Here is an 18,813-nt window from a genome sequence, read left to right on the forward strand (position 1 = left end):
CAACGGGGCGGCGGCGCGGCGCCGGAATGGCCGACCGGGGCGCGGGTTGCGCGGTGGGCGGAGTATTTGGGAAACGGTGAAACGCGCAAGGCAAGGCCCGGGCGGACCGGCGGCGGCTTGCCCCGGCGCGGCTTGCGCCTTATCCCTTGGCGCGACCGAGGACCGGGGACGCGATGGCGGACAAGTTTCAGAAAACGGCCAACCTGTTCGCCCGCATGTGGCGCGACTACCTTCGGCCCTATTGGCTGCGCATCCTGCTGGCGCTGTTCTTCCTGATCCTCGAGGGCTCGACCCTGGGGCTGCTCAGCTGGATGCTGAAGCCGCTGTTCGACCGCGTCTTCGTCGGCGGCGACACGGATGCGATCTGGTGGGTCGGCGGCTCGATCTTCGCGCTGTTCCTGGTGCGGGCCGCGACCTTCGTCATCAACCGCAGCCTGATGACCTCGGTCTCGCTGTCGGTCTCGACCCGGATGCAGACCGACCTGCTGTCGCATATCATGACGCTGGACGGCGGCTTCTTCCAGAAGAACCCGCCGGGCGCGCTGATCGAGCGGGTGCAGGGCGACACCCAGGCGGTGCAGGGGGTCTGGACCACGTTCATTTCCGGCGCCGGGCGGGACATGGTGTCGCTGGTGTCGTTGTTCGGCGTGGCGGTGGCGGTGGACCCGTGGTGGACGGCGACGGCGCTGGTCGGGGCGCCGCTCTTGATCGTGCCCACGGTGCTGGTCCAGCGCTATATTCGCCGCAAGGTGCGGCAGAACCGCGTCAATGCCAGCCAGCGCGCCACAAGGCTGGACGAGGTGCTGCACGGCATCAACGCCGTCAAGCTGAACCGGATGGAGGCGTATCAGACCGGCCGCTTCGACCAGATCGTCAGCCGCATCCGCCGGGCCGAGATCAAGATGTCGGGCATCGGCGCCACCGTGCCGGCGCTGGTCGATGTGGTGACCGGCATCGGCTTCGTCGGCGTGCTGGCCCTGGGCGGGGCCGAGGTCACGCGGGGCGAGCGCACGGTCGGCGACTTCATGTCCTTCTTCACCGCGCTGGCGCTGGCCTTCCAGCCGCTGCGCCGGCTCAGCGGGCTGACCGGCACCTGGCAGGCCGCCGCCGCCTCGCTGGAGCGGATCTATGAGGTGCTGGACATGCGGCCCTCGATCGTTTCCGGGCCGCGGCGCGCGCCGCCGCCGGACACCACGATCCGGCTTCGGGACGTGCACATGGCCTATGACGGCCATCCGGTGCTGAACGGGCTGAGCTTCACCGCCGAGGCCGGCCGGACCACGGCGCTGGTCGGGCCGTCGGGGGCGGGCAAGTCCACGGTCTTCAACCTGCTGACGCGGATGGTCGACCCGGCCTCGGGCGAGATCACGCTGGGCGGCGTGCCGCTGCGCGAATTCGACCTGGCGGTCCTGCGCGACCAGTTTTCCACCGTCGCGCAGGAGGCGGCGCTGTTCGACGAGACACTGCGCGAGAATATCCTGCTGGGCCATGCCCGCGACGACGAGGCGCTGCGCCGCGCCATCGTCGCCGCCCATGTCGCGGATTTCACCGATGCGCTGCCGATGGGCCTCGACACGCCGGCCGGGCCGCGGGGCTCGGCCCTGTCGGGCGGCCAGCGCCAGCGCGTCGCCATCGCCCGCGCCGTGCTGCGCGATGCGCCGATCCTGCTCTTGGACGAGGCGACCAGCGCGCTCGACGCGCAAAGCGAGCGGCTGGTGCAGCAGGCGCTGGACGAACTGTCGGCCGGGCGCACCACGCTGGTCATCGCGCACCGGCTCTCGACCGTGCGCCAGGCCGACAAGATCGTCGTCGTAGATCACGGCCGGGTTGTGGAACAGGGCAGCCATGACCAGCTTATGGCCCAGGGCGGCGCCTATGCCGCGCTGGTCAAACTGCAATTCGGAGACAAGTGATGCGGCGGATTCTGGCGGTCTCGGGCCCGGATCGGGTGGATTTCCTGCAAGGGCTGGTGACGAACAAGGTCGGCGCTGCGCCGGCCTGGGCGGCGCTGCTGACGCCGCAGGGCAAGTATCTGGCGGATTTCCTGGTGGTGCCGCAGGGCGACCGCTTGCTGATCGACGTGGACGAGCGGCTGACGGATGACCTGCTGAAGCGGCTGGCGATGTATCGGCTGCGCTCGCAGGTGGTGATCGAGCCGACCGATCTGGCCGTGGCCCGTGGCACAGGTGCCGCGCCCGAGGGCGCCATCGCCGACCCGCGCCACGAGGCGCTGGGCTGGCGGCTTTACGGCGCCGAGGGTGACGATGGCAGCGACTGGGATGGCATCCGCGTCGCGCATTGCATCCCCGAAAGCCTGGTCGAGCTGATCCCGAACGAAACCTTCATTCTGGAAGCCGGGTTCGAGCGGCTGCATGGCGTCGATTTCCGCAAGGGCTGCTATGTCGGGCAGGAGGTCACCGCGCGGATGAAGCACAAGACCGAGCTGCGCAAGGGCCTCGTCACCGTCGGCATCGCGGGCGCGGCCCCGGTCGGCACGCCGATCCTGATGCCCGACGGACGCGAGGCCGGCACGCTCTTCACCCAGTCCGGCGGCCGGGCCATCGCGCATATGCGCTTCGACCGCATGGGTCCGTTTCAGGGGGGCGAGGGGCTGGCCGCGGGCGAGGCGCGCATCACGCCCTAGAACAGCCGCAGCTGCTCGGGCTCCTCGGGTTCGGCATGGTCGAAGCCCGAAAGCGTGATGCCTAGCAGGCGCACGCCGCGCCGGTCGGGCAGGACCAGCGTCGCCAATTCGCATGCGATGGAAAGTATCTCGGCCTCGCCGCCGACCGGGCGGGGCAGGGTGCGGGCGCGGGTGTTGATCTGGAAATCGGCGAACTTGACCTTCAGCGTCACGGTGCGGCCGTGCAACTCGTGGCGCGCGACATGGCGCCAGACCTTCTCGGCCAGCGGCGCCAGCGCCTCGGCGGCCTCCTCCAGCGTCATCAGGTCGGTGAAGAAGGTGTTCTCGGCGCCCACCGACTTGCGGATGCGGTCGGGCCGGACCTGCCGGTGGTCGATGCCGCGCGCGATGTTCCAGTAATACTGCCCCGACTTGCCGAAGCGCCGGGTCAGGAATTCCAGTTCCTGCGCGCGCAGGTCGGCGCCGGTGCGGATGCCCAGCGCCTCCATCTTGGCCGCGGTGGCGGGGCCGACGCCGTGGAACTTGCCGACCGGCAGCGTCAGCACGAATTCCGGGCCGCGTCGCGGGGTAATGACGCACAGCCCGTCCGGCTTGTTCTGGTCCGAGGCGAGCTTCGCCAGGAACTTGTTGTAGCTGACCCCGGCGCTGGCGGTCAGGCCGGTCGTCGCGCGGATGCGGGCGCGGATCTCGCGCGCGATCTGGGTCGCGGTCTGGCCGGGCCGCAGCTGCGCGGTCACGTCCAGATAGGCCTCGTCCAGCGACAGCGGCTCGACCAGCGGGGTATAGTCCAGCATGATGGCGCGGATCTGGGCGCTGACGGCGCGATAGACCTCGAAGCGCGGCTTGACGAAGACCAGCGCCGGGCAAAGCCGCGCTGCGGTGACCGAGGGCATGGCCGAGCGCACGCCGAAGACCCGCGCCTCATAGCTGGCCGCCGCCACCACGCCGCGCAGGGACGAGCCGCCCACCGCCACCGGCCGGCCGCGCAGGGCCGGGTCGTCGCGCTGCTCGACCGAAGCATAGAACGCATCCATGTCGACATGGATCACCTTGCGATCTGCCGGAATTGCCGAAATCTCATCCATCGCGTCGCGGCAAGGGCTCCTTTGGCAGGCGGTTCGGAACAAAGCGTAAACGATTCCGACGCCGGAGCCAACTTTCCATATACACGATTGATCCTATCGTGTAATTGAGGAATAAGAGATCGGCAAACCCCCGAGTCTTGCCGGAAACGGAGCGAAATCATGCTGGATCTGGACCTGATCGACCGCAAGATCGTGGCGGAGCTGATGCAGGACGCCACTCTGCCCATTGCCCAGATTGCCGAAAAGGTCGGTCTGTCGCAGACGCCGTGCTGGAAGCGCATCCAGAAGCTCGAGGCGCAGGGCGTGCTGACGCGCCGGGTGGCGCTGGCCGATCCCGGCAAGCTGGGCCTGGGCATCACGGTCTTTGTCGAGATCGAGGCGCCGGACCATTCCTCGGAATGGCGCGCGGCCTTTGCCCGGGTCGTCACCGCCCTGCCCGAGATCATGGAAACCTGGCGGATGGCCGGGCGCATGGACTACATGCTTCGGGTCGCGGTGGCGGACATGCCGGACTTCGACCGCTTCTACAAGCGGCTGACGGATGCGGTGCCGATCAAGAACGTCACCTCGCATTTCTCGATGGAGCGGCTGCATTACACCACCGCCTATCCGGTCGACACCCGCAACCGCTAAGCCACCCTTGGACCCCGCGCGCGCCGCGCCCAGCTGCGGACTGCCGGCTTTCCCGAGGCGATGTGCCGGGCGGTCAGAGGAAGTGACTCGGCGCCGAGCCATTCGCGGCCGCGTCGCGAACACGCGCTGCGCGATGAGATTGCTAGCCCGTCGGTGGTGCGGTGGCTCTGGACAGCCGGGACGGCGGCGCCGTGTCCGCGACCGCGCGACCGGGCGCTTCTTCGACCTCCCGACCTTCCCGCGATGCAGCCGAATACGCAGCGGGCGTTCATAGCCTCCCGTGACGGCAACTTCCGCCAGGCCGGGGGCGCCCCAGCCGGCTGGCCGGCGCGCTCGGACGCGCTGGCGCATCACCCGCGCGGGGGCTGGCTTGCCAGCTTGAGCCGCGCCTGGGTGACGATGCTGCCCGGCGCGACCGGGGCGGTCAGCCAGACGCCGCCGCCGATGACCGCGCCCTTGCCGATGGTGATGCGGCCCAGGATGGTGGCGCCGGCATAGATCACCACGTCGTCCTCGATCACCGGATGGCGGGGCTGGCCCTTGACCAGGGCGCCGCCGCTATCGGTCTCGAAGCGCTTGGCGCCCAGCGTGACCTGCTGATACAGCCGCACATTGCGCCCGATCACCGCGGTCTCGCCGATCACCACGCCGGTGCCGTGGTCGATGAAACAGGCCGGGCCGATCTGCGCGCCGGGATGGATGTCGATGCCGGTGACGGCATGGGAATATTCCGCCATGATGCGCGCGATCATGGTCGCGCCCAGCCCGAACAGCGCATGCGCGATGCGGTGGCGCAGGGCGGCCGCGACGCCGGGAAAGCAGAAGACGATCTCGTCCAGGCTTTTCGCCGAAGGATCGCCGGCATAGGCGGCGGCGATATCGGTGTCATGCAGGTCGCGAATGCGGGGCAGGGCGGCCATGAAGCCGTTCGCCGCCTGCCGGGCGGCGCTGTGCGCGGCATCGGGCTGCGCGGTTTCGGCCAGCAGGAACTCCAGCTCGATCTGCCGCGCCAGCCGGTCGCGCAGCTGCGGCAGCATCTTGGCGACAAGGCCATCGCTGCGCTCGGGCTTCAGTCCCGAGGGACCGTAATGGCGCGGATAGAGCAGCGCCACCACGTCGGACAGGATGGCGACGATCTCGGCCTTGGCGGGCAGCCGCGGCACCGGCCGGCCGGCATAGCGGCGCTGCTGCGAGAGGAGCCGCATCAGCCGCAGCTTCTCGGCTACCTCGGCAAGATCGGGGTCGCCGGGCAATTCGGTTGCGTCCGGCAGCAGCGTCCGGCGTCGGGAAATGTCGTTCATCTTTACCAATCGGGGCGAAGGATGGGCCGGGCCGCCGCCTGGGCGGGGACAGGGGACGGGTTCGGACGCAGCGGCAGCACCTTGCGCCCGGGGGCGCCGTCGAAACATCGGTCCCAATCCTCGACGGCCAAGGCGACGGCCGCGCTCTGCGCCGCCAGTTCGTCCAGGAAGGCCCGTCCGGCGGCAAGGCTCAGGACGCGGCGCGCCTCGGGTCGGGCCAGCAGCAGCGCCAGCCGCCGTGCCGCGCCGGGCAGGCCGTCGCCCAGGTGCAGCCCGTGCCGGCGGTCCAGCACGGCCAGCCGCCACAAGAGCGGCGCCAGCGCGATGTCGAGGTTCGAGCACTCGCCTTCAGGCAGCGCCTGCAATTCGGCCTCGATCCCCAGCAGGCGCTGGCGCAGCGCGAAGACCGCGAGGTCGAGATCGCGCAGGTTGCGGGCCGCCAGCACCGCCGCCATCGCCTGCTGCGCCGCATCCGCATCCGCGATCAGCTGGCGGTGGCGGGCGCGCAGCGCCGGTTCGGCCGGGTGCAGGGGCTGGCCGGGATGCAGATCCTCGATCAGCTCCAGCATGGCGACCGGGCTTTCGATGGCCAGCACCAGCCCGGGCGCCTGCCTGATCAGCAGGCGGGTCTTGCCGGGGCTGCGCAGGGGCGCGAAATCCCGGCCGCGCAGGGCCAACGCCAGCCCGGCGCGCTGCGCGACCGGGCACAGGGGCGCGCCGCTGATTCGGAAACGGGGATGGCGTGACATCGGTTGACCCTCCGGGACTGGTCGGCTCCGACGGCCATGATCCTCGCCTATACACGACAAATCAAGACGTGTTTTTACGCGGCTCCGGTGGCATGCTGGCGGGGCGGCGGAACAGGAACCCGCCGCGCCGCCATCCTTGCGTGCCATCGGTCCGCCGCTGCCGCGCCAGGTGGAAAATGGTTTCGGATTGGGCAGCACAGCGCGGAAACCCGCCCTAATCTCGGCAGAGGCATTTAATCACTATATACTCAATCGTGTTTATGTGTATTCTGATTCTCGAAAACAGGCCGCCGCCCCGTCGGCGCGGCCCCGATTTGCGAAAGGACCGGCACATGAGCATCGAAACGCCCGACAAGATCCGGGTTCTGTGGTTTCTGCCCACGCATGGCGACAGCCGCTACCTGGGCACGGCCGAGGGTGGCCGCGCGGTGAACCTGCCCTATCTGCGCCAGATCGCGCAGGCCGCTGATGCACTTGGCTATTACGGCGTGCTGCTGCCCACCGGCCGCAGCTGCGAGGACAGCTGGGTCACCGCCGCCGCGCTGGCCTCGCAGACCGAAAAGCTGCGCTTCCTGGTCGCGGTGCGGCCGGGGCTGCAATCGCCGACGCTGGCGGCGCGGATGACGGCGACGCTGGACCGGCTGTCGAACGGCCGGCTGCTGATCAATGTCGTGACCGGCGGCGACCCGATCGAGAATGCCGGTGACGGCATCCACCTGAGCCATGCCGAACGCTATGAGGTGACCGAGGAATTCCTGAACGTCTACAAGGCTCTCCTGGCCGGCGAGACGGTGAATCACCAAGGCAGGCACCTGCAGATCGAGGACGGCAAGCTGCTGTTCCATCCGCTGCAGGAAAACGGCCCGCCGCTGTTTTTCGGCGGCTCGTCGGATGCCGCCAATGCGGTCGCCGCGCGGCAGATCGACAAATACCTGACCTGGGGCGAGCCTCCGGCGCAGGTCCGCGCCAAGATCGAAAGCGTGCGCCGCCTGGCCGAGGCCGAGGGCCGCGAGGTCAGCTTCGGCATCCGCCTGCATGTCATCGTGCGCGAGACCAATGCCGAGGCCTGGCAGGCCGCCGAGCAGCTGATCAGCAAGCTGGACGACGCCACCATCGCCACCGCCCAGGCGAATTTCGCCCGCATGGATTCGGTCGGCCAGGCGCGCATGGCGGCGCTGCACGGCGGGCGGCGCGACAAGCTGGAAATCAGCCCGAACCTCTGGGCCGGGGTGGGGCTGGTGCGCGGCGGGGCCGGCACGGCGCTGGTCGGCGATGCCGAGACCGTGGCCGAGCGCATCGACGAATACCGCCGCATCGGCATCGATACCTTCATCCTGTCGGGCTATCCGCACCTGGAAGAGGCCTACAGCTTCGGCGAGCGGGTGCTGCCGCTCCTGCCCCTGGACCATCCGCTGCCGCAGCCGCAGGTCTCGGCGCATCTCGGGCCCTTCGGCGAGACGGTGGGCAACGACCATCGCCCGGCGGCGCAGCGGCCGCAACTGGCCCTTGCCGGAGGTTGAGGCGATGAACGCGCCCCATTCCCCGGCCCTGCGCGTGGTCATCGTCGGCGGCGGCTTCACCGGCGCCGCGCTGGCCTGGCAACTGGCGCGGATGCGCCTGCCGCTGCGCCTGACCGTGGTCGAGCCGCGCGCCGAGCTGGGGCGAGGGCTGGCCTATTCCGCCACCGACCCCGCGCATCGCATCAACGTGCCGGCGCATCGCATGTCGCTCGACCCCGAGAACCGGGCGGATTTCGCCGAATGGCTGGCCGAGAATCCCGACGCTCTGGATGTCCGGGCACGGACGGGGAACGGTGACGTCTTCCCGCAGCGCGCGCTTTTCGGCCGCTACATGGCCGAGCGGCTGGCGCCGCATCTGCGCTCGGGCGCGCTGCGCCATGTCCGGGCCAGGGTCAGCGACATCCAGCGCGACGGCGAGGATTCGCTGCTGCTGATGTTGTCGGACGACAGCCGCATCCACGCCGACCTGCTGGTGCTGGCCACCGGCCACCCGGCGCCGGCCCTGCCGCGCGTGCTGTCGACCATCGCCAATGCGCCGGGGCTGATCGCCGATCCGAACGACGCCGCGCGGCTGGCGCAAGTCCCGGCCGAGGCGCGGGTGCTGATCCTGGGCGCCGCGCTCAGCGCCGCCGATGTGGTGACGACGCTGGAACGCCAGGGCCATCGCGGCCCGATCGCCTGCCTGTCGCGGCACGGGCTGCGCTCGCGCGGACACGGGCCGGTCGGCCAGGACAGCGATGCCGATTTCACCGATCCGCCGATCCGCAGCGCATCCGAGCTGCTGCGCCGGGTGCGCCACGCCATCGTCGACGATCAGGCGCGCGGGCAGGGCTGGCACGCGACCTTCGATCGCCTGCGCGAGCAGGGGCCGGTGATCTGGCAGGCCCTGGGTGACGACGGCCGCCGACGGCTGCTGCGCCACCTGCGGACCTGGTGGGACGTGCACCGCTATCGCCTGCCGCCGCAGACCGAGGCGGTGGTCGAGCGCCTGGCCGCCTCGGGCCGGCTGCGCTATCTGGCCGGGCATCTTCTGGCCGCCGAAGAGGTTGCCGCCGGCGAGCTGCGCATCGACTGGCGTCCGCGCGGCGCCCGCTCGGCGCTGAGCCAGAGCTTCGACCGCGTCATCGTCACCACCGGCCCGGCGCAGGACCGATGTATCGGCGCCAACCCGGCGCTTGGCGCGCTCGAGCGGCTGGGGCTGATCGCGCCCTGTCCGCTGGGGCTGGGCCTGGCCGTGACCGATACCTGCGTGGCGCTGTCGGCCCAGGGCCGCCCCGCCGAACAGGTGCTGGTCGCAGGCCCGCTGGCGCGCGGCCATGTCGGCGAACTTATCGGCGTCCCGGAATGCGCCGCCCATGCCCGCGAGGTCGCCCGCCGCATCGCCCGGCACGCGCTGCTGGCCCCCATCCTGCGCAGCCCCGGCCAACCGGCCCCGGCTGTCCATCCGTCCTGATCCCAGGGACCAACCGACAGGAGATCCTCATGTCCACCCTGACCATCGCCGGCTTTGCCGGCAGCTTTTCCGCGCCCTCGCGCAGCCGCGCCCTGGTGCAGGCCGCCGTCGACCTGGCCGCCGACCGCTTCGGTGCCATCGGCCATGTCTTCGACCTGGCCGACCTGGGCCCGTCGCTGGGCCATGCCCGCCGGCTGGGCGATCTGGAGCCCGAGGCGCTGGCCCATGTGACCGAGCTGATCCGCGCCGACGCGCTGGTCATCGCGAGCCCGGTCCACAAGGGCAGCTATGCGGGGCTGTTCAAGCATGTCTTCGACCTGCTCGACCCCGACATGCTGGCCGGCAAGCCGGTCCTGCTGGCCGCGACCGGCGGCGGCGACCGCCACGCGCTGATGATCGAGCACCAGCTGCGCCCGCTTTTCGGCTTCTTCGAGGCGCAGCCGCTGGCCACCGGCGTCTATGTGGCGGATCGCGAATTCGTCGGCGGCAAGCTGGCCGACGATGCCGCCCATGCGCGGCTCAGCCGGGCGGTGAACCAGTTCGCGCCTTTCCTGGCTCCCTATTCCCTGCCCGAACCGGCGGCCGACGCCGCCCCGCTGCTGCAAGCATTCTGAGAGGATCACCATGACCATCACCATCTCGCGCCGCGGCGCCATCGGACTGGGCCTGGCCGCGGCGCTGGCGCCCTTGGCCGCCCCGGGCGTGCTGCGCGCCGCCCCGGCCAAGACCCTGCGCGTCGGCTGGCAAAAGGGCGGGCTCCTGGGCCTCGTCAAGGGCTCGGGCGCCTTCGAGCAGGCGCTGGCCGACCAGGGCATCAGCGTCAGCTGGTCCGAGTTCACCTCGGGCCCGCCGCTGCTCGAGGCCTTGTCGGCCAATGCGCTGGACTTCGGCTATACCGGCAACGTGCCGCCGATCTTCGCCCATGCCGCGCGCGGCAACCTGGTCTTCGTCGGCGCCGGCGAGGGCTCGCGCGAGGGGCACGCCATCCTGGTGCCCAAGGATTCGCCGATCCAAAAGGTCGAGGATCTGAAAGGCCAGACCGTGGCCTTCAAGCGCGGCAGCTCGGCGCATTACGCCACCATCAAGCTGCTGCGCGCCGCCGGGCTGGCGCTGGACGACATCAAGCCGCAGGATCTGGCGCCGCCCGATGCCATCGCCGCCTTCGACGCCGGCGCCATCGGGGCCTGGACGATCTGGGATCCCTATTTCGCCTCGGCCGAGGCGCGCTCGAACACCCGCGTGCTGATCACGACCGAGGGGCTGGAGCCGGACTACAACTTCTATTCCGCCAATGCCGATTACGCCCGCGAAAACCCCGAGCTGATCGGCCGGCTGGTCAAGACCGTGCAGGCGGTGGGCCAGAAGGGCCAGGCCGACCTGCCGGCGACCATCGCCACCTTTTCGAAGGAAACCGGCCTGCCGGCCCCGGTCATCGAGCGCTTCCTGACCCGCAAGGGCAGCGACCTCGGGCTGGTCGGCTTCATCGAGCCGAAGCATGTCGCCTATGAACAGGCCCTGGCCGACGAGTTCCTGAAGCTGGGCATCATCCCTCGGCAGCTGGACATCGCCTCGGTGGTCTGGACGCCGACCGCGGGACAGGGGGCGTGACATGAGCCTGGCCGAAACCCTGAACGTGCAGCGCCTGGCCGGCTGGCGGCCGGGCCTGCCCTCCTCGGCGGCGCTGCTGCCCTGTGCGGTGCCGGCGGCGATCCTTGCGCTGTGGGAGATCGCCGGCGCAACCGGGCTGGTCGCGGATACGGTGCTGCCGCGCCCCTCGACCATCCTTGCGACCGGCGTGCGCATGACTGCCTCGGGCGAGCTTTTCACCCATCTCGGCGTCTCGGCGGCGCGGGCGCTGGCGGGGCTGGCGATCGGCGGCGGCATCGGCTTTGCGCTGGGGGTCGCCAACGGCGTCTCGCGCCTGTCCGAGACGCTGACCGACACCACGCTGCAGATGATCCGCAACATCCCGCACCTGGCGCTGATCCCGCTGGTGATCCTGTGGTTCGGCATCGGCGAAGGCGCCAAGCTGTTCCTGGTGGCGCTCGGGGTATTCTTCCCGATCTACCTGAACACGCTGCACGGCATCCGCAACGTCGATCCGCAGCTGATCGAGATGGGCCGCGCCTATGGCATGAACGGCCGCACCTTGTTCCGCCGCGTGGTGCTGCCCGGCGCGCTGCCCTCGATCTTCGTCGGGCTGCGCTATGGCCTCGGCATCATGTGGCTGACGCTGATCGTGGCGGAAACGCTCTCGGCCTCGTCGGGCCTGGGCTACATGGCGATGCAGGCGCGCGAATTCATGGTGCTGGACGTCGTGGTGCTGTCGATCCTGCTGTATGCGGCGCTCGGCAAGCTCGCCGACACGCTGACCCGCGCGCTGGAGCGCCGCGCCCTGAAATGGAGCCCCGCCTATGCAAGCCGCTAGCATCCTGCCCCGCGACGTCCCGATCCCGCCCATGCTGCGCGACCAGGCGGCCGGCGCCGAGGTGCAGCTGCGCGGCCTGGGCCGCAGCTTCGACGGCCAGCGCGTGCTGGCGAACCTGGACCTGACGGTGCGGCCGGGCGAGTTCCTGTCCATCGTCGGCAAAAGCGGCTGCGGCAAGTCCACGCTGCTGCGGCTGGTCGCCGGGCTGGACCAGCCCACCGCGGGCAGCGTCGCCGTGGACGGGCTGCCGGCCGAAACCGGCGGCGAGCGGGCGCGGATCATGTTCCAGGAGCCGCGCCTGCTGCCCTGGGCCTCGGTGGCCGAGAACGTCGCCCTGGGGCTGCGGCACGGGCGCGACGACCGCGCGGTGGCCGAGGCGCTGGATTCGGTGCAGCTGGCCGACAAGGCCGGGTTCTGGCCGGCGCAGCTGTCGGGTGGCCAGCGTCAGCGCGTGGCGCTGGCGCGGGCGCTGGTCAGCCATCCGGGCCTTCTGCTGCTCGACGAGCCCCTGGGGGCGCTCGATGCGCTGACCCGGCTGACCATGCAGAACCTGATCCGCGACATGCACGACCGCGCGGGCTTCACCGCGATCCTGGTGACCCATGACGTGGCCGAGGCGGTGGCGCTGTCCGACCGGGTGATCGTGCTGGGGCAGGGCGGCATTCTCAGCGAGACCCGCATCCTGCGCGTCGGCCCCGCCAAGCGCGGCAGCGCGGAACTGGCCGCCGTCGAGGCCGAGATCCTGGAGGCGATCTTTGCCGCGTGATTGCGGGCCGCGCTGCAGGGCGCGGCCCGTTCCTGCTCAGGCGTAGAGGTTGATCACCCCGACCTTTTCGTGGATGCCGTTCACGGTCTGCTTGTCGAGGCCCAGGCCCTCTGCCAGCTGGTGCAGGTATTCGGCCTCCTTGCGGTTGTCGAATTCGATCGCCATCAGCGACATCAGATAGACCTGCGGCCCGGCGCCCTCGGGCACCTCGCGCGCCAGCGCCGCGGCATCGACCGGCGCGGCCATCTGCTCGCGGATGAAGGCGCGCTCCTCCTCGTCCAGCTCGCCGAACTGGTCCATCAGCTTGGCCTTCTCGGCCTCGTCGATCTCGCCGTCGGATTTCGCGGCCTGGATCATCGCCTTCAGCATCAGCCCGGCCAGGGCGTTCTGTTCCGGCGTCGGCGCGGTCGCGGGCTCGTCCCCGGTCGCCAGCGCCTCGTTGAAGAGATCGCCGAAGCTGGAATCGTTCTGGGGCTGCGAATCCTTCTGCGCCAGCCCGGTGCTGGCGGGCGTGCCCGCCTGCGCCGCGCCGCGCTGACCCAGGAGGTCGCCCAGGATGCCGCCGAGGCCACCGGCCGCCGCACCGCCCAGAACGCCGCCCAGGCCTCCGCCGGAGCTGCTGCGCGAGCTGCTGCCGGAACCGCCCCGGCCGCCGGTCAGCTGGTCGAGGATGCCGCCAAGGCCGCCCGAGGTGCCGGCTTGCCGCGGCGAATTCGGCCCGCCATAGGCGCTGCCCGAGCCGGCGCCGCCGCGCCCGCCCAGCACCTGGCCCAGCATGTCGCCCAGGCCGCCCGAGCCCGCCCCGCGGCTGCCGCCCTGCCCGGTATTGCTGCCCAGCAGATCGTCGAGCAGCCCGCCCGACCCTTGCCGGCCGCCTTGCTGCGACCGGCTCTGGGCGTTCTTCATCATGGTGCCGATGCCCTTGGCCAGCATGACGCCGGCCGCGACGCGGGCGAGGGATTTCATCAGGCTCATCGTGATCCTCCGGAAGCGTGGCGGGGGCCCCGTGACCGGGCACCCTTCTGTCCGCAACTGCAACGCGGCCGCCCGGTTTCGGTTCCGCCCGGCCACGCCGGCAGGATGGGCGCCCCGAAAGGCCCGGCTGCCCTTGATTTTTCCCCGGCACGATTATAAGTCGCGGCGGATGTTTCACGACGGGGCTGTCGCGCGGGTGGCCCCCCGATAGGAGGCCATGATGGCAAAGGCAAAGTTTGAACGGACGAAACCGCACGTCAACATCGGGACGATCGGCCACGTTGACCACGGCAAGACGACGCTGACGGCTGCGATCACGAAATACTTCGGCGAATTCAAGGCCTACGACCAGATCGACGGCGCGCCGGAAGAGCGTGCCCGCGGCATCACGATCTCGACCGCGCATGTGGAATACGAATCGGACGCGCGCCACTATGCGCATGTGGACTGCCCCGGCCACGCCGACTACGTGAAGAACATGATCACCGGCGCGGCGCAGATGGACGGCGCCATCCTGGTGGTGAACGCCGCCGACGGCCCGATGCCGCAGACGCGCGAGCACATCCTGCTGGGCCGCCAGGTCGGCATCCCCTACATGGTCGTCTACCTGAACAAGGTCGACCAGGTGGACGATCCGGAACTGCTGGAACTGGTCGAGATGGAAGTGCGCGAGCTGCTGTCGTCCTATGACTACCCCGGCGACGACATCCCGATCATCAAGGGCTCGGCGCTGGCGGCGCTGGAAGGCCGCGACAAGGAGATCGGCGAGGATTCGATCCGCGCGCTGATCGCCGCCGTGGACGAATACATCCCGACGCCGGAGCGCGCCGTGGACCAGCCGTTCCTGATGCCGATCGAGGACGTGTTCTCGATCTCGGGCCGCGGCACCGTGGTGACCGGCCGCGTCGAGCGCGGTGCGGTGAACGTGGGCGACGAACTGGAGATCGTCGGCATCCGCGACACCAAGAAGACCACCTGCACCGGCGTCGAGATGTTCCGCAAGCTCTTGGACCGCGGGGAAGCCGGCGACAACATCGGCGCGCTCTTGCGCGGCGTCGACCGTGACGGCGTCGAGCGCGGCCAGGTGCTGTGCAAGCCGGGTTCGGTGAAGCCGCACACCACCTTCGAGGCCGAGGCCTATATCCTGACCAAGGAAGAGGGCGGCCGGCACACGCCGTTCTTCGCCAACTACCGGCCGCAGTTCTATTTCCGGACCACGGACGTGACCGGGACGGTGAAGCTGCCGGAAGGCACCGAGATGGTGATGCCGGGCGACAACCTGAAGTTCGAGGTCGAGCTGATCGCGCCGATCGCGATGGAAGAGAAGCTGCGCTTCGCCATCCGCGAAGGCGGCCGCACGGTTGGTGCCGGCGTGGTGTCGAAGATCATCAAGTGATGCTGCGGGGCGGGGCTCTGGTCCCGCCCGGTCGAGTCATCGCCGCGTGATCCGGTCCGAGAGATCGGCGGGATATCGCGGCGAGACGGGCCTGCTCCGGAGACGGGGCGGGCCTTTTGCTTTTGGCGCCGTTGCTGCCGGGGCGCTGCCCCGGACCCCGGGATATTTCAGCAAGAAAGAAGCCGGGGTGGGGGCGCGAAGCGAGAGCAAGCGCCTCTGAAAGGGGAGAGGACGCCGTCCCCTGGAGCCGGCCGGCCCCTTCTCGGCTGCAAAAGGTCCCCCGGATCTTTCTCGGGCGCCGCGAAGCCCGGGAGAGTGGAACAAGAAAGAACCGGGAAGGGTGAGCCGCAGGGAAAGTGCTGCCGGCGCCCTTGGCAGGACAAAGGGTGGAGCAGGGAAGTCCGCGGCGGCGGCTGCCTCTGTGGTGCGGCCAGGGGCGGGTTTGGCAGAGGCGCGCGTTTCAAGCGGCAGGGAAGCGCGCAAGAATTGCCATTTTCGATGACGCGCCTGTCGGTAAGGCGGCGGTGGTCCAGTTCCTGCGAACTTCCAGAGCATCGCTCCGCGCCAATGACGGCTGACGCGGGACTGGGCCTCGATGGCCGGCGTCTGTAGCGCGGGTCCGTGTCAGGTGGCGCCATGATCGGCAGGACGAGGAGAAGAGGTGGAGCACCTGAGCCTCGGCCCGGTTGGCCCCGCAGCCTGCACCAGCCTGTCCAATGCGGCAGGTCCGGCGGCCGCCGGGACTTGCGCCGTTGACCGGCGTCGGCTTCTGGACCAAACTCCGGCAAAAGCCAGGAAGATGCGATCAAGCCCATGTGCCAGATCTTTGCCGGACAGGACCCGGAACGCTATGAATCCGTGACGCGGCGGCTGCGGCTGAACGGGCAATCCACCTCGATCCGGCTCGAGCGGGCCTTCTGGCGCATCCTCGACGACATCGCCGCGCGCGAGGGCGTCTCGACCCCGGCCTTCATTTCCAAGCTGCATGCCGAGGTGCTGGAGCGCCATGGCGAGGCCCGGAACTTCACCTCGCTGCTGCGCTGCGCCTGCACCATCCACCTGGGCGAGGAGCAGACGCTGTCCCCGCATCGCATCGCCGCGGAATGATTTTCCGCCGCAATCGCGTCCTGTAGTAATCCGCTACTACCCGGCCCGCTTTCGCCGCCCCTAGTCTGGTGCCAAGGCAACCACGAAGGAGGGAAGGCGTGGCGAAATACATCCATTCCATGATCCGTGTCCTGGACGAGGCGCGGTCGGTCGATTTCTATGACCGGGTCTTTGGGCTGAAGGTCGCGGAGCGGCTGGATTTTCCCGATTTCACCCTGGTCTACCTGGCCAATGGCGAGAGCGAGACCGAGCTGGAGCTGACCATCAACAAGGACCGGACCACGCCCTATGACCTGGGCGACGGCTATGGCCATATCGCCTTTTCCGTCGACGACCTGGACGCGACCCATGCCCGGCTGACGGCCGAGGGCTTTGCGCCGCGCAAGCTGGTCGATTTCGCCCCGGGCGGCGCGGTCATCGCCCGCTTCTTCTTCATCGCGGATCCGGACGGATACCAGATCGAAGTGCTTCAGCGCGGAGGCCGCTACCTCTGACGCGACCGCATCTTGGGAGGGGTGCGGATGAAACAAACGGGAGGAGAGAATGACGAAACTGAGCAAGCAAGGCCTGAGCCGCCGCCAGCTTCTGGGTCGGGCCCTGGCCGCCGGGACGCTGTCGGTGGTGGGCGCGGGCTTCATCGCCGCGCCGGATGCGGCCTGGGCGGTCGAGGTCACGGCGATCGGCGAGACCGAGATGGCGACGCTGTTGCAGATGGCGCGCGACATCTATCCGCATGACCGGCTGGGCGACCGCTTCTATGCCGTCGCGGTCAAGTCCTATGACGCCGAGGACAAGAAGGCCCTGGTGGCCGAGGGCATCGCCGCGCTGAACGCGGCCGCGAAACAGGCGGGCTTCGCCAGCTATCTCGACGCCGGATGGGAGGCGGATCGCGTCGCCATCCTGCGCAGCATCGAGGACACGGCCTTTTTCCAGACGGTGCGCGGCGGGCTGGTGACAGGCCTCTATAACCAGAAGGAGATCTGGCCGCTGTTCGGCTATGAGGGCGAGTCCTTCTCGCACGGCGGCTACATCGACCGCGGCTTCGACGACATCGACTGGCTGTGAGGGAGGAACGATCATGGCACAGGCAGGCAAATTCGATCTGAACGACGACAGCGTCGTGGTCATCGTCGGCACCGGAGCGGGCGGCGGGGTGCTGGCCAACGAGCTGGCGCAGAAGGGCGTCAAGGTGGTGGCTCTGGAGGCCGGCGGGCGCTATCTGCCCGAGGATTACGTCAACGACGAATGGGACAGTTTCGGCCAGCTGGCCTGGACCGATCCGCGCACGACCAGCGGCGACTGGCGCGTGGCCAAGGACTTTTCCGGCCTGCCGGCCTGGATCGTCAAGGCGGTGGGCGGCACCTCGATCCATTGGGCGGGCGCCAGCCTGCGCTTTCAGGAGCATGAGTGGAAGGCGCTGTCGACCTATGGCAAGGTCGAGGGCGCGAACCTGCTGGACTGGCCGATCGACCCGGCCGAGATGGCGCCCTGGTATGACAAGGCCGAGGCCAAGCTGGGCGTCGCCGGCGTCGGCGGGCGGCCGCGGCTGCCGGGCAATAACAATTACCACGTGCTGGAAAAGGGCGCCAAGGCGCTGGGCTACAAGGAAGTCCATACCGGCAACATGGCGATCAACAGCATCGACTATGACGACCGCATGTCCTGCCAGCAGACCGGCTTCTGTTTCCAGGGCTGCAAATGGGGCGCCAAGTGGTCCGCCGCCTATACCGACATCCCGCGCGGCGAGGCGACCGGCAATCTCGAGGTGCGCGACCATGCCCATGTCGCCCGCATCCTGCACAATGACAAGGGCCGGGTCACCGGGGTCGAATATTTCGACAAGGACGGCAATCTGCAGATGCAGAAGGCGCGGCTGGTCTGCGTCGCCGGCAACAGTTTCGAAAGCCCGCGGCTGCTGCTCAATTCGCACAGCAGCATGTTCCCGGACGGGCTGGCCAACAGCTCGGGGCAGGTGGGGCGGAACTACATGCGCCACACCACCGGCTCGGTCTACGGCATCTTCGAAAAGCCGGTCAGGATGTGGCGCGGCACCACCATGGCCGGCATCGTGCGCGACGAGGCGCGCCACGACCCCTCGCGCGGCTTCGTCGGGGGCTACGAGCTGGAGACGCTGAGCCTGGGCCTGCCCTTCATGGCGGCCTTCCTGGATCCCGGCGCCTGGGGGCGCGAATTCACCACGGCGCTGGACAGCTATGAGAACATGGCCGGCATGTGGATCGTCGGCGAGGACATGCCGCAGGCCGACAACCGCGTCACCCTGTCCGAGACCAAGGACAAGTTCGGCCTGGCCGTGGCGAACGTCAATTTCAGCGACCACCCGAACGACGTCGCCATGCGCAACCATGCCTACAAGGTCGGCGAGGCGATCTACAGGAATGTCGGCGCGACCCGCACGCTGCCGACGCCGCCCTATCCCTCGACGCACAACCTGGGCACCAACCGCATGTCGGAAAAGCCCGAGGACGGCGTGGTGAACAGGTTCGGGCAAAGCCACGACATCGCCAATCTCTACGTCTCGGACGGCAGCCAGTTCACCACCGGCGCGGCGGAAAACCCGACGCTGACCATCGTGGCGCTGGCGATCCGGCAGGCGGACCATCTGGCGCGGGAAATGTCGGCCGGCAATATCTGACGCCTTGCCGGGCCGTCCCCTTTGGGGGCGGCCCCTTCGCGGCCCCGGGAAAGGCGAGGCCGCTTGGAAACTGCCGTGACCTGTCAGCAGTTGTCCTTCATCC

General features: G+C 69.4%; 18 protein-coding genes. 14 read left to right on the plus strand and 4 right to left on the minus strand.

Translation table 11 applies throughout. The annotated features are described in order from the left end of the window. Positions 1-173: 173 nt before the first annotated feature. Complete coding sequence (locus ASV56_RS11125) at positions 174-1,913, plus strand: ABC transporter ATP-binding protein (protein WP_062562032.1); 1,740 nt, start codon at positions 174-176, stop codon at positions 1,911-1,913. Next, positions 1,913-2,644: a CAF17-like 4Fe-4S cluster assembly/insertion protein YgfZ gene (gene ygfZ, locus ASV56_RS11130; RefSeq protein ID WP_062562033.1), complete on the plus strand. Its 732-nt coding sequence runs from the start codon at positions 1,913-1,915 to the stop codon at positions 2,642-2,644. Before ASV56_RS11125 ends, ygfZ begins: the two co-directional genes overlap by 1 nt. On the opposite strand, the gene dinB is transcribed toward ygfZ, so the two are convergent. Beyond that, positions 2,641-3,693: a DNA polymerase IV gene (dinB, locus tag ASV56_RS11135; RefSeq protein ID WP_253879958.1), complete on the minus strand. Its 1,053-nt coding sequence runs from the start codon at positions 3,691-3,693 to the stop codon at positions 2,641-2,643. The two genes, ygfZ and dinB, sit on opposite strands and share 4 nt — an antisense overlap. A gap of 195 nt (positions 3,694-3,888) precedes the next feature. Here dinB and ASV56_RS11140 point away from each other — a divergent pair, with 195 nt between their 5' ends. Beyond that, positions 3,889-4,362 (plus strand): Lrp/AsnC family transcriptional regulator, encoded by a 474-nt coding sequence (locus tag ASV56_RS11140; RefSeq protein ID WP_062562035.1) that lies wholly within the window; start codon positions 3,889-3,891, stop codon positions 4,360-4,362. Between the two features lie 350 nt (positions 4,363-4,712). Here the strand turns inward: ASV56_RS11140 and ASV56_RS11145 are convergent, their stop codons facing one another. Continuing rightward, complete coding sequence (locus ASV56_RS11145; protein WP_082724789.1) at positions 4,713-5,663, minus strand: serine O-acetyltransferase; 951 nt, start codon at positions 5,661-5,663, stop codon at positions 4,713-4,715. Positions 5,664-5,665: 2 nt separating this feature from the next. Then, positions 5,666-6,412: a glutathione S-transferase family protein gene (locus ASV56_RS11150; RefSeq protein WP_062562036.1), complete on the minus strand. Its 747-nt coding sequence runs from the start codon at positions 6,410-6,412 to the stop codon at positions 5,666-5,668. Positions 6,413-6,744: 332 nt separating this feature from the next. Between ASV56_RS11150 and ssuD the strand changes: the two genes are divergently transcribed. Genes ssuD through ASV56_RS11180 form a run of 6 tightly spaced genes read left to right on the plus strand, consistent with a single transcriptional unit; the run spans position 6,745 to position 12,579 of the window. After that, positions 6,745-7,932: an FMNH2-dependent alkanesulfonate monooxygenase gene (ssuD, locus tag ASV56_RS11155; RefSeq protein WP_062562037.1), complete on the plus strand. Its 1,188-nt coding sequence runs from the start codon at positions 6,745-6,747 to the stop codon at positions 7,930-7,932. Between the two features lie 4 nt (positions 7,933-7,936). Continuing rightward, on the plus strand, positions 7,937-9,385 hold the full coding sequence (locus ASV56_RS11160; RefSeq protein ID WP_062562038.1) for an FAD/NAD(P)-binding protein: 1,449 nt from the start codon (positions 7,937-7,939) through the stop codon (positions 9,383-9,385). A gap of 29 nt (positions 9,386-9,414) precedes the next feature. Beyond that, positions 9,415-9,999, plus strand: a complete 585-nt coding sequence (locus ASV56_RS11165; protein ID WP_062562039.1) for an NAD(P)H-dependent oxidoreductase — start codon at positions 9,415-9,417, stop codon at positions 9,997-9,999. Positions 10,000-10,009: 10 nt separating this feature from the next. Next, a complete protein-coding gene (locus ASV56_RS11170; RefSeq protein WP_062562040.1) occupies positions 10,010-10,993 on the plus strand; it encodes an aliphatic sulfonate ABC transporter substrate-binding protein in 984 nt (327 codons plus the stop codon). A 1-nt stretch (position 10,994) separates the two neighbouring features. Continuing rightward, positions 10,995-11,813: an ABC transporter permease subunit gene (locus ASV56_RS11175; RefSeq protein WP_082724790.1), complete on the plus strand. Its 819-nt coding sequence runs from the start codon at positions 10,995-10,997 to the stop codon at positions 11,811-11,813. Then, on the plus strand, positions 11,800-12,579 hold the full coding sequence (locus ASV56_RS11180) for an ABC transporter ATP-binding protein (protein ID WP_216635381.1): 780 nt from the start codon (positions 11,800-11,802) through the stop codon (positions 12,577-12,579). Before ASV56_RS11175 ends, ASV56_RS11180 begins: the two co-directional genes overlap by 14 nt. A 36-nt stretch (positions 12,580-12,615) precedes the next feature. On the opposite strand, the gene ASV56_RS11185 is transcribed toward ASV56_RS11180, so the two are convergent. Further along, entirely contained in the window at positions 12,616-13,554 is a 939-nt protein-coding gene (locus ASV56_RS11185) for a DUF533 domain-containing protein (protein ID WP_062562041.1), read from the minus strand. A gap of 220 nt (positions 13,555-13,774) precedes the next feature. On the opposite strand from ASV56_RS11185, the gene tuf reads away from it, so the two are divergent. The 5 genes from tuf to ASV56_RS11210 all read left to right on the plus strand — a co-directional run bounded on the left by tuf (position 13,775) and on the right by ASV56_RS11210 (position 18,710). Then, entirely contained in the window at positions 13,775-14,950 is a 1,176-nt protein-coding gene (gene tuf / locus ASV56_RS11190) for an elongation factor Tu (protein ID WP_062562058.1), read from the plus strand. A gap of 813 nt (positions 14,951-15,763) precedes the next feature. Continuing rightward, on the plus strand, positions 15,764-16,057 hold the full coding sequence (locus tag ASV56_RS11195; protein WP_036744834.1) for a ribbon-helix-helix domain-containing protein: 294 nt from the start codon (positions 15,764-15,766) through the stop codon (positions 16,055-16,057). Positions 16,058-16,155: 98 nt separating this feature from the next. After that, positions 16,156-16,551, plus strand: a complete 396-nt coding sequence (locus tag ASV56_RS11200) for a VOC family protein (protein WP_062562042.1) — start codon at positions 16,156-16,158, stop codon at positions 16,549-16,551. A gap of 49 nt (positions 16,552-16,600) precedes the next feature. Continuing rightward, positions 16,601-17,122 (plus strand): Twin-arginine translocation pathway signal, encoded by a 522-nt coding sequence (locus tag ASV56_RS11205; protein WP_062562043.1) that lies wholly within the window; start codon positions 16,601-16,603, stop codon positions 17,120-17,122. A 13-nt stretch (positions 17,123-17,135) separates the two neighbouring features. Next, entirely contained in the window at positions 17,136-18,710 is a 1,575-nt protein-coding gene (locus tag ASV56_RS11210; RefSeq protein ID WP_062562044.1) for a GMC family oxidoreductase, read from the plus strand. The last annotated feature ends 103 nt before the right edge of the window (positions 18,711-18,813 follow it).

It is taken from the genome of Paracoccus aminovorans (assembly GCF_001546115.1).
GTDB classification, from domain to species: domain Bacteria; phylum Pseudomonadota; class Alphaproteobacteria; order Rhodobacterales; family Rhodobacteraceae; genus Paracoccus; species Paracoccus aminovorans_B.